This window comes from Venatorbacter sp. C2-1 (genome assembly GCF_022832715.1).
In the GTDB taxonomy this organism is placed as follows: Bacteria; Pseudomonadota; Gammaproteobacteria; order Pseudomonadales; family Oceanobacteraceae; genus Venatoribacter; species Venatoribacter alkanivorans.
Genome location: NZ_CP094879.1, coordinates 913549 through 927108 on the forward strand (window position 1 = coordinate 913549; position 13560 = coordinate 927108).

Here is a 13560-nt window from a genome sequence, read left to right on the forward strand (position 1 = left end):
AAACGACTCACTTATGGTAAGGGTGGCCCTGCAGGATGCTCCACGCGCGGTACAGCTGTTCGGCCAGCAGTACACGCACCAGCGGGTGGGGCAGAGTCAGTGCTGACAGCGACCAGCGCTGTCTGGCCAGTGCCAGTACTTCGGCAGTCATGCCATCCGGGCCGCCGACCAGCAGGGCCACATCGCCGCCCTGCATGCGCCAGCCTTCCAGCTGCTGTGACAACTGCTCGGTCGACCAGTTGCTGCCTTTTACATCCAGCGCCACGACATGATCCTGCGGACGGATTGCTTTACGCAGAGCGTCAGCTTCCTGCTGCATGGCTTTTTCTTTGCTGGTGTTTTTGGCGCGGTGTCCCGGCGGAATTTCCACCAGTTCGATGCTGCAGTCGGCGGGCAGGCGCTTGGCGTATTCCGCAAAGCCCTGTTCCACCCATGCCGGCATCTTATGACCTACCGCCAGAAGGCGCAGTTTCATGCCTCAGATTGTCCGGTCTCTGCGCCGGGTTCTCCCCAGAGGCGCTCCAGATCGTAGAAGTGACGGGACTGGTCGGTCATAACGTGTACCACCACATCAATCAGGTCGATCAGAACCCAATCAGCGGCGGCACGACCTTCCGTACCGTTAGGGCGCAGGCCGGCGTGTTTGGCTTTTTCTTCTACGTTAGCGGCAACAGCTGTGACGTGACGGTTAGAAGTACCGGTTGCGATGATCATCCAGTCGGTTACCGAAGTACGGCCGCGGACGTCGAGAACGGTGATATTTTGCGCTTTCAGGTCTTCCAAAGCGTCGATCACCAGAGATTTGATTTGCTCAGTTTGCATTCAGTTCTATCGATAGAGTTGTTGTTGGGTTATGTAATCCAGCACCGCGTCCGGTGTCAGAAAGGTCACATTGTCGCCCTGCTTGATAGCCCGGCGCAAGTCGGAGGCGGATATATCCAGCTCCGGCCAGTGATGAAGACAGATATGACCGGCTTCAGCGGCCAGTAAATCGGTCAGTGAGCACTCACGTTGCTCTAATTGTTGTTCCTGCCAGTGGCTGACATTGCGCAATCCGGGACGGCTGATGACCAGCAGATTGGCTTCATCCAGCAGTGACTGCGGCTGATGCCAGTGTTCGAACCCCTGCCAGGCATCCTGTCCCATGACCCAGGTAAAACCGACGCTGGGGTAGGCGGCGCGCAGGGCAGCGACGGTGATGGCGCTGTAGCTCAGGTCATCACGCTCAAGCTCGATGTTGCTCGGTTCAATCCCATCCAGGTTGCGGCATGCCAGCAGCAGCATTGCCAGACGCTGTTCAGCGCTGGCCTGTGGCTGGGGCCGGTGTGGCGGAATGCGGTTGGGAATCAGCAGGACTTTTTCGAAGCCGAGATCGCGCAATTGCACGGCGATACGTAGATGACCGATATGAACCGGATCAAAGGTACCGCCCAGCAGCGCCCAGCGTTTGTGGCGGCTGCCGGACGATTGCCTGGCGGTTGGCTGCGTGGCGGGCGGCTTATTTACGGACTTCGCCATTACCCAGCACTACGTACTTTTGTGAGGTCAGACCGTCGAGACCGACAGGGCCGCGGGCATGGATTTTATCGGTGGAGATACCGATTTCGGCGCCCAGGCCGTACTCAAAACCATCGGCAAAGCGGGTTGAGGCGTTGACCATCACCGAGCTGGAGTCGACTTCGGTCAGGAAGCGCCGTGCCAGCGTGTAGTTTTCGCTGACGATGGTGTCGGTATGGTGTGAGCCATAGTGGTTGATATGGTCGATGGCGCTGTCCATATCGTCGACGATTTTCACCGCCAGTACCGGCGCCAGATATTCGGTATGCCAGTCTTCTTCCGTCGCGGCATTAATATCGGTCAGCAATTCACGGGTACGCTCACAGCCACGCAGCTCCACGCCAAGGGCTTCATAGGCTTCGGCCAGCTCCGGCAGGATATCGGCGGCCACGGCCTGATGCACCAGCAGGGTTTCCATGGTGTTACAGGTGCCGTAGCGGTGTGTCTTGGCGTTGATGGCGATATTGATGGCCTTGGTTTTATCGGCGAATTCGTCGATATACACATGGCAGATACCATCCAGATGCTTGATCACAATCACCTTGGCGTCACGGCTGATACGTTCAATCAGGCCTTTGCCACCGCGCGGTACGATCACGTCCACGTACTCCGGCATGGTGATTAACGCGCCGACTGCGGCACGGTCGGTGGTTTCCACCACCTGCACGGCACTGGCCGGCAGGCCGGCTTCTTCCAGGCCGGCGCTGATAATGGCGGCCAGTGTGCGGTTGGCTTCAATGGCTTCGGAACCACCACGCAGAATGGCGGCGTTGCCGGATTTCAGGCACAGGCTGGCGGCCTCAATGGTGACGTTCGGACGGCTTTCATAAATGATGCCGATAACGCCCAGGGGCACGCGCATCTTGCCCACCTGAATGCCGCTTGGACGGTATTTCAGATCGGTGATTTCGCCGACCGGATCGGCCAGTGTGGCTACCTGATGCAGGCCTTCGATCATGGTATCGATACGCTCGTCGGTCAGTTCCAGACGATCAAGCAGGGCAGCCTCAAGGCCATTGTCGCGGCCGCGCTGCATATCACGCTGGTTGGCGGCCTTAATGGCATCGCGCTGGGCGGTAATGGCGTCGGCAATGGCCAGCAGCGCCTTATTTTTGTCCTGAGTCGACGCGCGGGCCATGGCACGGGAGGCCTGGCGGGCATTCTGACCCAGGGTCTGCATGTATTCGATTACATCCATCGATCACACCTGAACAGTCTGTAGCGGGAGAAAGTGCGCTAGTATACACCAACAACTACAATGAAAGCGTCCGCAGCCTCTGCGGTGCAGTAATTTCAGCTACGGATTCTCTCGGTTATGGAAAAAACGCAGTTTCACAGCCTGGTCGTGCTGCAGGTTAAAGTCCTTTATTGCCTGCTTGCGGCTTTGGGGTTGAGCATTATTGCCGCCCTGGATCTGCTCGAAGATAAAAAACAGTTCGCCATGATTGCCGCCGGTTTTTCGCTGGCGCTGGTGATTTATGCCGGTTACCTGCTACTGCGCCGTAAGCAGCGTTCTTCGCCGTACCCGGAGTGGGTTCTGGTGGGGCTGTTATCGGTGTTTACCCTGTTTGGTATGCATCAGAGTGCACAGGTCGCGCACTGGATTTATTTTGTGCCGGTGTACACCTACTTTTTGTTTCCCTTCCGTCTGGCAAGCTACATTACCCTCGCGTACAGCGCGGTGCTGGTATTACTGGTACTGGAAGACTTTGATAATTACAGCCGTTTGCAGATGCTGTTTACCTACGCTGCCTGTTACACCTTCTCGGTGATGTATGCACTGATTAACGAACGTAATAACCGTGCCCTGACCGAGATTGTGAATACCGATCCGCTGACGCAGGTCTATAACGAACATCAGTTGTATCTGGATCTGAATAAAGAAATGACCCGTGCTGACCGTCAGCGCAGCAGCCTGATGTTAATGGCGGTGGCAACACCAGAGGCCTGGCACAGTCTGAAAGTGGAAGATTATGAACAGCGCCTGAGTTATCTCGGTAATAAACTGCGCAAGTGTCTGCGTAAATACGATGCCTGTTACCGCCTGAATACCGATGATTTTGTGATTGTTATGCCGCACAGTGATCCGCAGGATTCTGAAGAGCTGAAAGCCCAGCTGCTGGGCTGTATGGCCGATAAAAAGTTTGCCGCACTGAAAGAACTGCCGGTGCATGTGGAGGCCTATCAACCGGATGACGATGCTCACAGTCTGATCCGCCGGGTTATGGAGACATTACATGCTGGCTGACTTATCACAGGACGAATTGCTGCCAAGACTTCAGGCCGTGGTGTATTTACTGGCATCGGTCGCCATTGGCATTCTGATGTACGACCAGTACCGGCAGGGGTTGTACCCGTTGGTGCTGAGTAACGCCATTGCCATCCCGGCGTTTGTATTCAGCGCCATTTTTATTTATATCAACCGCGACCGTGACAGCTTCTCCTGGGTCAATTATCCGCTGATTTTTACCCTGGCCGGACTGGCGCTGTATCAGTTGCCGCAGTACCCGCAGCTGATGACGCATTATTTATATGCCTTACCACTGTTCAGTTATTTTTGTCTGCCGCTGTATCCGGCCACCGTATTTAATGTGGTGGTCGCGGTTCTGATGACGCTGCTGCTGTGGCTTGATCATGGTTTTATGCTGGCGCTGCGCACCGGCACCAATTACTCATTGCTGCTCGGCTCTGCCTGGTGTTTTGCCTATTTAACGCTGTTAAAAGGCTGGTCGCTGAAACGTCTGGCGCTGACCGATCAGACTTCCGGCGCCTATAACCGCAGACACTTTTTTCATGCCCTGACCCGCGAGATTGCCCGCAGTGAATCGACCCGTCACAGTGTCAGCCTGATCGGACTGGTGATTGATGATTACCGTCAGCTGATTGATATTCACGGTAACCGGGTGATGTCGCAGTTTCTGCCGCGCTTTGTAGAACGCACTCAGCGCCAGATCCGTGCCGGAGATGAAATATTCCGTCTGGCCGATGATTTGTTTGTACTGGTGCTGCCGAACTGTCCGGAAGATGGCGCCATTGTGCTGATGGAGAGGGTTAAGCGCACCCTGCAGCAACAGGCGTGGAAACCCTTTGCGGAGATTTCCATCAGCGCATCGGCGGTGGGTCTGCAGAGTGGGGAAGACAGTAAAGATCTGGAAAAACGCTTATCGGCAAAACTGAAGAAACAGAAACGCGCCAGTCTGCAACTGGCGGCGTTTGCCGATTAACAGGGTTTCAATACGGTTGTTGCCTGTGACTTAAACGCTGGCGCGGATAATCCGCACCAGCGTTTTTGTTTTTGATTGTGGCAGGTTCAGCTTGCCGTAAAATTCCGCCGGGTCGTGTACCCGTACCTCGTTAAAACCATCCTGCTGAAAGCCTTCTTTAATCGCGGCATCCGATGAATAGTGCAGCGGCCATTGGCCGCGGGTAAAAAATCCCACCAGTTTCTGCGCGAATTTTACGTAGCGGTATGACGGATGATCGGCAAAATCCGGGTATAAATCGGTGACATAAAATCCGCCGGAAAATCCTTTCAGACCTTCCGCCATTCGTGCCCAGACACTGCGGATGGTGGTCAGATCAAAATAATTCACCAGCCCTTCGGTAACGATGGCGGTTTTTTTCGCCGGATCAAGACTGGCCAGCAAGGCGGCAATAGAGTCATCACCGCTTTGCTGCAGAATATTGCAGGCCCGGACGCTGTGGCCACTGGCCTGGCCAATGGCCGCCAATAGTGCCTGTTTGCGGTTGGCCATGCCGGGAAGATCGGCTTCGATATAAGTCAGCTGCGGATATTTCTGTTTAAAGCGGTAACCGCGCGGCGATAGACCAGCAGCAATTTCAACAATCTGCTCCACACCTTCTTCTTCAATCAGGCGCTCGACCTGATGATCAATAACAGAGTGCCGCTGCAGTAAAAATGTATCGATATCAGCACCGGCCACCAGACGTAAAAAGGCATTAACCGGGCTGAGTGCAGCGTTGGCGACACGTCCCATACCGGTAATAAACCCAGGGGCGGAGAGGCCGTGCTTGTACCAGATGTAGCCGGTATAGTGAGCGCTGATGCTGATGCGGGACGTATCGGTGGCGGAAGTGGAAGAGGTCATGAGCTGTCTTTTATTGTTGTTGTGTACGCACACGAGAATACAGGGGAATACCCTGCTGCGTCCACGCGTGGTCAATCGGCAACATCCCGGGCGGTTGTGATGGAGTCGGCACTATCCGGTTTTTTTGCAGGTTTCACCGACATTGTTGAGCAACATGTCTGGCTGTTGCTGCCGGCGGTATTTGTTCTGGCGCTGGCTGAGTCGCTGCTGGTGGTTGGGTTATTTATTCCTGGTGTGGCATTGCTGGTGGCGTTAACCATTCTGGCGGCGGAGCAGGGACTGCCCGTTGCATGGTGGTGGCTTGCCGGAGCGGCGGGGGCATTCTGTGGTGACGGTCTGAGTTTTCATATTGGTCGCTGGTATGGACCGCGGCTGGCGCACTGGAATATCTTCCGCCGTCACCCTGACTGGCTGCCCTCAGCTGAGCACTTTTTCGCCCGTTACGGTGTGTGGAGCATTGCGCTCGGGCGTTTTATCGGCCCGTTGCGCCCTCTGGTTCCGGCCATGGCCGGAGTGTGCGGGATGCCGGTGCGCGACTTCTGGTGGGTAAACAGCTGGTCTTCGGCGGCCTGGGCGGCGTTTTATCTGTTGCCGGTTTACTGGTTTGGTCAGGCAGCCCTGACCGTGCTGCAACCCTGGCAATTATTGCTGGGGCTGGGACTGGCAACGCTGGTCGCGCTGCTGCTCAGTCGCGTATTGCGGCGCCGGAAAGGCCGCTGATAACAGGTCTTACTGCTTATCCTGTAATGCCCGTACTTCGTTACGTGCCTCATTAAGCTGAAACTGCAGGTCGGCGACTTTCTGTTTCAGTTCGCGCGCAGCGGCCACTTCCTGCTGATGCTGGTCGGCAATCTCCTGCAGACTTTTTTCGGCATCTTTTACCTGCTGCTGCCAGCGTTTACTCAGCCGGTATGCCACCAGGGCACCACCAATAATCATGCCTGCCATAATGGCGAAAATAAGACCCATAACAACTCCTGTGGCCCTGAGGCTATGTGGGGTAAAACGTCAGTTTATCGGAATTAGCGCGGATATACCCGGCTGCCGGGCAAAAACTGGTAAACTGCCCGCCGTTGAATTTTCTGTGGGCTGATCGCCATCAGCCCATTGTTGTGGAGCTAAGTTGTGACCATTGCTGAACTGGTAGCCAAAAGTGGCGCGCAGATGCGCGTATTTGATCTTGGGCGACGCATCGAAGAAGTGCCTCTGGCGGATTTCAAAGCCTTTGAACAGATGCAGAAACCCTATCCGGTACCCTATCTGAAACATGCCTGGCTGGGCATTCTCAGCTGGAATCCCGATGAGCCGGGACAGCACAATATCTGGTTTGTGAAATTGCCGCTGGATGAGCAGAACATTCTGCAGCCGGGTCCGCGTGATGCCTTCCTGCAACACTGGCTGCGGGTTGCCCAGTATCCGGATCAGAAGCACGGCGATGCGCCCTGCAGCTACAAACCGGATGCCAACCGTATGGCCTACTTTCATGCACTGGCGCTGCAGGCGCTGGGGCAGGGGACGACCCAATACTACGCGACCGCCCGTGCTTACCTCAGCGGTGATATCGGCTGGGACAACTGGCAGCAGCTTGGTCTGCAGGGGCTGGCGGAAGTGGTTGCACGCCTGGCCGAAGAGCAGAATGAAACCCTGCTCTGTAATGCATTGCCGCATTTACCCGCGGTGCCGCGCAACGTGGTGCTGGGCTTCCTTGAAAATGCCGCACCGGGTCAGGCGCTGACCTCCGCGATTAACGACAGCCTGTCACAGGTGGTGGCAGGCGGTGCTGAGGTGGCCGATCTGGCAGCCTTTGCCCGTGCCTTATCGCACAGTGTTAATGCCGATCAGCGCGTGCTGTTGCTGCAGTTGCTGCTGCAACATCCGCACAGCCGTTCGGTCGAGTTGCTGGCCGCGCTGGGCAGCCGTTGTTGGCGTGATCTGCAGGGTGGACTGCTGCTGGCTTATCTCGAATGTCTGGCGGTTAACGAACAGGGCATCAGTGCCTTTAATGCGCTGGTTGCCGACCTGCTGGCGTTGCCGGGTATGCGCGAGCGCTTTATGGAAGTCTTCCGTTCTCCGCAGCGCAGTGAATCGCTGGCGCAGGCGATTGGTCAGCTGTTGTCGCTGGCGCGTCAGGGTGACCGCGGGCGTCTGCAATGAGCAGTCAGGCAGAAGCTCTTTGCCCCTGTGGCAGTGGCCGTCTGTATGGTGACTGTTGTCAGCCGTTGCATCAGGGACAGCCTGCTGCAACCGCTGAAGCCCTGATGCGCTCGCGTTACACCGCTTTTGTCTTTGGCTTGCAGGAGTATCTGCTCGAAAGCTGGGACAGCCGCACCCGCCCGGCAGAATTACCGCTGGATAACGATACCCGCTGGTTTGGCTTAACGGTGCATGATTCACAGCAGGATGGCGACAGGGCGACGGTCAGTTTCAGTGCGCGTTTTTGTGAAGGCAAAGACTGGTTCTGCCTGAGCGAGGTTTCTGCTTTTGCTTTAGCGGCCGATGGCCATTGGCGTTATGTGGATGGTAAGGCTGATTTTCAGCCGCTGCAGCCGGGGCGTAATGACCTTTGCCCTTGTGGCAGCGAGAAAAAATACAAGAAGTGTTGCGGCGCCTGACACTGATATCGGGCGCCGGATAAAAGGCCTGTCAGGATGGTTGCTGCGGACGGGTCATGCCTTTTAACAACATGCCCCAGACCATGGCAAAAGTGCCAAGCACAGACAACAGCATCATCAGATTGACCAGCGTGCTGTGGCGCTGATAGTAACTGCTCTGTGGTTGCGGCTGATCGGCACAGCGGGCATTGATGAAGTCGTAAAAGCCACCGCTTTGGCTGCATTCAGTCACGGCCGACATTTCGATTCCGTACAGTGTTAGCAAAATAATGCCGGGAACGGCAAATAACAGTGAACCGAGGCGTAGCCACATGGTTTTTTCTCCGCGTATTACAGGTGAATGACAGATGGAACTTGACATCAGAGGGCGATTCTTTGCATCTTACCAGCCTCGGGCCTGTTCACACTAATTGAATCAGGCCTGCTGAGAGCCAGTTTTCCTCAGAACAAGGAGAGAGGACTGATATTAGCAGGCTAAATGAATGACGAACGACGAGGTTTATGGGAGAAACCGGCCTCAGCCCGAAGGGTTATGGCTAAAAATTACTCATGCCGCGTTGCTGTTCGCTCGCTTAACCTGTTAGGCCACACTCTCAGCGCCTTGCCTGAGATATTTTTAGTCGATAACAGGCCTGTTTAATCAGTATGAACAGGCTCCGCTTATGCCCGACAAAACGATAACAAAATAAAGCTGCTCATTATGAAACGACTGATTACCGTAACTGCTCTACTGCTGGCCATGAATTCCCAGGCCGCTACCCAGAACCTGGATCAGCTGCTGAGCAGCATCAAAGCCGATATTGCTGCACAGCGTTTATCCAGCCCCGCAGGCAATAACGCGCTGGAGCGTATCGACGCTTTCCGTGAGCAGGCTCCCTATGATTTCCGTGTTGTGCCACTGGCCTATCAGTGGGGCGAAGCCTATGTGGCGCTGGCAAACAAAGCCATCGCAGCCAAAGAGTACGATAAGGCTCAGGGGTATCTGGATAAAGTCTGGCTGGTAGCAGCACTGACTCCGGGGCTGGAAGAAAGCCAGGATAAACTGGATAAGCTTTATAAAGGTGCACCGAACGTGGTTGCCCGTGCTGAAGAAAAAGGCCCGAGCAAAGAAGAGCTGGCGCGTCAGAAACAACTGGCCGAAGCTGCAGAAAAAGAAAAAGCCAAGGTAGAAGCCGAGCGTAAGCGTAAGGCGGAAGAAGAAAAACGTCAGGCTGCGGCGGACAAGAAGAAAGCCGAGCAGGAACGTCTGCGTCGTCAGGAAGAGGAACGTCAGCGTCGTGCTGAAGCGGAAAAAGCCGAAAAAGCAGCCGCTGCAAAACGTCTGGCTGATGCAGAAAAGGCCAACACTGCTAAATCTAAAGCTGATGCCAAACCAGCGGCTAAAGCTGCTCCTGTTGTCGCCGTGGCTAAACCCGTAGCGCCTAAGCCTGTGGTAAAAGCCAGCGCCGGCAGTAATGAAGTTTCTGAGTTGTGGAGTGAAGCGAAAGAAGATACCGCGCCTATGGCCAGCTATCCGGTTTCAGCCGAGCAGATTGCCAGCCGTGACCGTGATATCGCCGATAGTCTGCAGCCGGTCTGTAAAGCCATTCTGGATAACGATGCATCGGTGGTTGTTCATACTCAGGATAAAGCGGATTACCGTTGGTTGACGGTACGCCTGACACTGTGTCTGCGCCGTCTGGATAAGTCGTTCCGTCTGCGTCACAGCTATCAGGCTGTAGCTGACAACGCTCCGTTTGTGACTTTGCACCCAACGCGTGAAGTCTCTCTGGTGCGTCAGGCAGGGGATTAAACTTACGCGCTGAAGATAAAAACCCGGTTTTTTGCCGGGTTTTTTTATATCGTTTTTTCGTCTGTGGCGATGGAACCAAACACCGGTTTTTACGGTCACTCATGGTCGGGCAGCGGCCCGGCTAATTCACCCGACAGGGGCAAACGAACATTGGAGGGAGCAGGAGCAGTCGTTACTCTTTCTGCCCCCTGCAAAAAATGTTCAGCGTGTTACAATGCGCGCCCGTGTTTACCCAACGGTTAAATATTTGTTATGCGTTATTTGCTATTGATAGTTTCTGTAATGATTTCTGCCATCACTGCTTCTGCCGTGCAGGCAGAAGTAATCGTGCCTAAAGCGCCGGATCTGGATGCCAGTGCCTATGTGCTGATGGATGCCGACAGTGGCCGCATTCTGGTTGAACATAACGCTGATGAACGTTTACCGCCGGCCAGTCTGACTAAAATGATGACCAGCTATATTGCTGTGCATGAGCTGGAACTGGGCAATGTCACTGAGCAGACTCAGGTGCCGATCAGTGTTAAAGCCTGGCGTAAAGGCGGCTCAAAAATGTTCGTGCGCGAAGGTACCGAAGTTGCGCTGATTGATCTGCTGCGTGGCATTATCGTGCAGTCAGGTAACGATGCATCCGTTGCGGTGGCCGAATACTTTGCCGGTTCGGAAGAAGCCTTTGCCGGCTGGATGAATCAGTACGCTGAACGTTTTGGTATGACCAATACCCACTTTGAAAATGCAACCGGCTGGCCGGCTGAGGGGCATTTATCTACCGCTGGCGATATAGCTAAGCTGGCGTTGCATATCGTTAAAGACCATCCGCATTATTACAAGCTGTACGCCGAAAAATATTACGAATACAACGACATCCGTCAGCCAAACCGCAACAAGCTGCTGTGGCGTGACCCTTCCGTAGACGGCCTGAAAACCGGTCATACCGATGAGGCCGGTTTCTGTCTGGCGGCTTCTGCTGTGCGTGATAACACCCGTCTGATTGCCGTTGTTATGGGCACCCGCAGCGAAGAAGCCCGCGCCCGTGAAACCCAGAAATTACTGGCTTACGGTTTCCGTTATTACGAAACCCGTAAGGTCTATAACGCTGAAGAGGTACTGCAAACCAATCCGGTGTGGCTGGGTAAAACCGAAACCGCTGATATTGGTCTGGAAAAAGAGCTTTACCTGACCCTGCCGCGCGGCATGAAAGGCGAGCTGGAAGTGAATATCCTGACCGATGAATTTCTTGAAGCCCCCATCGTTAAAGGCCAGGTGGTTGGTACCCTGACCGTCAGCATGGAAGGTGAAGTACAGGCTGAGCGTCCGTTAATTGCGCTGTCTGATGTTGAAGAAGCTGGTTTCTTCGGTCGTCTGTGGGGCAGTATCAAGCTGTTCTTTGCCCGCCTGTTTGCCTGATTGAACGCGGCAGATACGTGCCAGTCTGGGTTTTGGCTCAGGCTGGCTTTTGTGTTTCTGGCTGCTGAATAATGTGGCGTCTTTGGCCAAAGTCCGATGGCGCTTGAATTTCGTATGGGTTACAACCATATAAGGCTCTGATGTACAGAGAGGCCATAAACGTGAGTCAGCCTGAAGCTCCAAAAATTGAATTCCCCTGCGCTAACTATCCGGTAAAAATTCTCGGTCATGGTAAGGATGACTATGTCGAGGTTGTACTGGAGATTGTGCGTATTCATGCGCCTGAATGCGATGTTGAACGCATTCAGATCCGCAACAGTTCCAATGGCCGTTTCCGTGCCCTGACCGTATATATCACGGCCACAGGGATCGAACAGCTGCAGGCTTTGCACAAAGACCTGCTGGCCCATGACTATATCCATATGGTGATCTGATGACGGCTGTGCTTGTGCGTGAGCTGGGCCTGCAGGAATACACCCGCGTGTATGACGATATGCTGGCCTTTACCGCCGCGCGCGATGAACAGACAGCTGACGAGCTCTGGTTTCTGCAGCATGAGCGGGTGTTTACCCAGGGGCAGGCCGGTAAGGCCGAACATGTACTGATGCCGGGCGATATCCCGGTGGTGCAGAGTGACCGTGGCGGGCAGGTTACCTATCATGGGCCGGGCCAGCTGGTGGTCTATCTGATGGTGGATATCAAACGCCTTGGCTGGGGACCGCGGGCACTGGTGTCGGCAATTGAGCGTGCGATCGTGGCCACTCTCAGCGAGTGGCAGATTGATTCTGCTCCGCGCGAAGATGCGCCGGGTGTTTATGTCGGTGAGCGCAAGATTGCCTCACTTGGGCTGCGTATTAAAAATGGCCGCTCCTTTCATGGCCTGGCTCTGAATATCGATATGGATCTGGAGCCCTTTCAGCGTATCAATCCCTGCGGCTATGCCGGCATGCAGATGACGCAGATGCGCAATGAAACCGATCTGCCGCTGAGCATTGAGGCGGTGATTGCTTCCTTACAACAACAGTTGCTGGCTGAATTGAGTGCCGGCAGCGATGCGCCCGGAGCGTGATATGACAGATAAGGCGAAAGTGGTTCAGGGAGAAAAATTACGTGGTGCTGAAAAGGTCGCCCGTATCCCGATCAAAGTCATCCCTACCGAAGAGTTGCCGCGTAAACCCGACTGGATCCGCGTGCGTATTCCGGCCTCACCGAAGATTAACGACATCAAACAGAAGCTGCGCAAGCACAAGCTGCACACCGTGTGTGAAGAGGCCAGCTGCCCGAACATCGGTGAGTGTTTTGGTGGCGGTACGGCAACGTTCATGATCATGGGCGATATCTGTACCCGCCGTTGTCCGTTCTGCGATGTGGGCCATGGCCGGCCGAATCCGCTTGATGTGGATGAGCCGATCAATCTGGCTACCGCCATTGCCGATATGGGCCTGAAATACGTGGTGATAACCTCGGTAGACCGTGACGATCTGCGTGATGGCGGCGCCCAGCATTTTGCTGATTGTATCCGCCTGACCCGCGAGCACAGCCCTGCGATTCAGGTTGAAACCCTGGTACCGGACTTCCGTGGCCGTATGGAAATTGCCCTCGATATTCTCAGCGAAACGCCACCGGATGTGTTTAACCACAATCTGGAAACCGTGCCGCGTTTGTACAAAGAATGCCGTCCGGGTTCTGATTACCAGTGGTCTCTGACGCTGCTGAAAGAATATAAGGCCCGCCGCCCTCAGGTGGTGACTAAATCCGGTCTGATGCTTGGCCTGGGCGAAACCAACGAGGAAGTGATTGAAGTGATGAAGGATATGCGCGCGCATAACATTGATCACATCACGCTGGGGCAATATCTGCAGCCGAGCAAAAATCACTCACCGGTTAAGCGTTTTGCTACACCGGAAGAGTTTAAAGAGCTGGGTGATATCGCCAAGAGTCTGGGTTTCCTGCGTGTGACCAGCGGCCCGCTGGTGCGCTCGTCTTACCATGCGGATCTGCAGGCGCAGGGGGAAGACGTTGGCGGATTGTAAAATGCTGTGGGCCGTGATTCTGTAGCGGCTCTTTCTGTGAACGTTATTGGATT

The 13560-nt window shown here is 54.9% G+C and carries 17 protein-coding genes; 10 read left to right on the forward strand and 7 right to left on the reverse strand.

All coding sequences use genetic code 11. The features are described from left to right. Positions 1-7 precede the first annotated feature (7 nt). From rlmH to MT343_RS04090, 4 genes are read right to left on the reverse strand one after another with little or no spacing between them, the layout of a single operon-like run. Positions 8-475 (reverse strand): 23S rRNA (pseudouridine(1915)-N(3))-methyltransferase RlmH, encoded by a 468-nt coding sequence (gene rlmH / locus MT343_RS04075; protein ID WP_145469751.1) that lies wholly within the window; start codon positions 473-475, stop codon positions 8-10. Further along, entirely contained in the window at positions 472-822 is a 351-nt protein-coding gene (gene rsfS / locus MT343_RS04080; RefSeq protein WP_145469750.1) for a ribosome silencing factor, read from the reverse strand. The genes rlmH and rsfS overlap by 4 nt, the downstream gene beginning before the upstream one ends. A gap of 6 nt (positions 823-828) precedes the next feature. After that, complete coding sequence (gene nadD, locus MT343_RS04085; protein ID WP_145469749.1) at positions 829-1518, reverse strand: nicotinate-nucleotide adenylyltransferase; 690 nt, start codon at positions 1516-1518, stop codon at positions 829-831. Beyond that, positions 1499-2755 (reverse strand): glutamate-5-semialdehyde dehydrogenase, encoded by a 1257-nt coding sequence (locus MT343_RS04090; RefSeq protein WP_145469748.1) that lies wholly within the window; start codon positions 2753-2755, stop codon positions 1499-1501. Before MT343_RS04090 ends, nadD begins: the two co-directional genes overlap by 20 nt. 117 nt (positions 2756-2872) lie before the next feature. On the opposite strand from MT343_RS04090, the gene MT343_RS04095 reads away from it, so the two are divergent. Both MT343_RS04095 and MT343_RS04100 read left to right on the forward strand, forming a co-directional pair. Further along, positions 2873-3805 carry a GGDEF domain-containing protein gene (locus tag MT343_RS04095; RefSeq protein WP_145469747.1) on the forward strand — a complete coding sequence of 311 codons (933 nt, stop codon included), beginning with the start codon at positions 2873-2875 and terminating at the stop codon, positions 3803-3805. Further along, on the forward strand, positions 3795-4781 hold the full coding sequence (locus tag MT343_RS04100; protein ID WP_145469746.1) for a GGDEF domain-containing protein: 987 nt from the start codon (positions 3795-3797) through the stop codon (positions 4779-4781). Before MT343_RS04095 ends, MT343_RS04100 begins: the two co-directional genes overlap by 11 nt. A 30-nt stretch (positions 4782-4811) precedes the next feature. Here the strand turns inward: MT343_RS04100 and MT343_RS04105 are convergent, their stop codons facing one another. Further along, the gene (locus tag MT343_RS04105; RefSeq protein WP_145469745.1) at positions 4812-5666 is read right to left on the reverse strand and encodes a class I SAM-dependent methyltransferase; all 855 of its coding nucleotides are present in this window, start codon (positions 5664-5666) and stop codon (positions 4812-4814) included. A 99-nt stretch (positions 5667-5765) separates the two neighbouring features. Between MT343_RS04105 and MT343_RS04110 the strand changes: the two genes are divergently transcribed. Beyond that, a complete protein-coding gene (locus MT343_RS04110) occupies positions 5766-6386 on the forward strand; it encodes a DedA family protein (protein WP_145469744.1) in 621 nt (206 codons plus the stop codon). 9 nt (positions 6387-6395) lie between these two features. On the opposite strand, the gene MT343_RS04115 is transcribed toward MT343_RS04110, so the two are convergent. Continuing rightward, complete coding sequence (locus MT343_RS04115; protein ID WP_145469743.1) at positions 6396-6635, reverse strand: hypothetical protein; 240 nt, start codon at positions 6633-6635, stop codon at positions 6396-6398. A gap of 156 nt (positions 6636-6791) precedes the next feature. On the opposite strand from MT343_RS04115, the gene MT343_RS04120 reads away from it, so the two are divergent. Beyond that, on the forward strand, positions 6792-7820 hold the full coding sequence (locus MT343_RS04120) for a DUF3549 family protein (RefSeq protein WP_145469742.1): 1029 nt from the start codon (positions 6792-6794) through the stop codon (positions 7818-7820). Continuing rightward, complete coding sequence (locus tag MT343_RS04125; RefSeq protein ID WP_145469741.1) at positions 7817-8278, forward strand: YchJ family protein; 462 nt, start codon at positions 7817-7819, stop codon at positions 8276-8278. The genes MT343_RS04120 and MT343_RS04125 overlap by 4 nt, the downstream gene beginning before the upstream one ends. 31 nt (positions 8279-8309) lie before the next feature. On the opposite strand, the gene MT343_RS04130 is transcribed toward MT343_RS04125, so the two are convergent. Next, the gene (locus MT343_RS04130; RefSeq protein ID WP_145469740.1) at positions 8310-8591 is read right to left on the reverse strand and encodes a hypothetical protein; all 282 of its coding nucleotides are present in this window, start codon (positions 8589-8591) and stop codon (positions 8310-8312) included. Positions 8592-8978: 387 nt separating this feature from the next. Between MT343_RS04130 and MT343_RS04135 the strand changes: the two genes are divergently transcribed. The 5 genes from MT343_RS04135 (at position 8979) to lipA (ending at position 13507) form a co-directional block, all read left to right on the forward strand. Then, the gene (locus tag MT343_RS04135; RefSeq protein WP_145469739.1) at positions 8979-10070 is read left to right on the forward strand and encodes a hypothetical protein; all 1092 of its coding nucleotides are present in this window, start codon (positions 8979-8981) and stop codon (positions 10068-10070) included. Between the two features lie 252 nt (positions 10071-10322). Continuing rightward, entirely contained in the window at positions 10323-11474 is a 1152-nt protein-coding gene (locus MT343_RS04140; RefSeq protein WP_145469738.1) for a D-alanyl-D-alanine carboxypeptidase family protein, read from the forward strand. A gap of 161 nt (positions 11475-11635) precedes the next feature. Beyond that, complete coding sequence (locus MT343_RS04145) at positions 11636-11908, forward strand: YbeD family protein (RefSeq protein ID WP_225692204.1); 273 nt, start codon at positions 11636-11638, stop codon at positions 11906-11908. Beyond that, positions 11908-12543, forward strand: a complete 636-nt coding sequence (lipB, locus tag MT343_RS04150; RefSeq protein WP_145469736.1) for a lipoyl(octanoyl) transferase LipB — start codon at positions 11908-11910, stop codon at positions 12541-12543. The genes MT343_RS04145 and lipB overlap by 1 nt, the downstream gene beginning before the upstream one ends. 1 nt (position 12544) lies before the next feature. Next, positions 12545-13507 carry a lipoyl synthase gene (lipA, locus tag MT343_RS04155; protein ID WP_186435963.1) on the forward strand — a complete coding sequence of 321 codons (963 nt, stop codon included), beginning with the start codon at positions 12545-12547 and terminating at the stop codon, positions 13505-13507. The last annotated feature ends 53 nt before the right edge of the window (positions 13508-13560 follow it).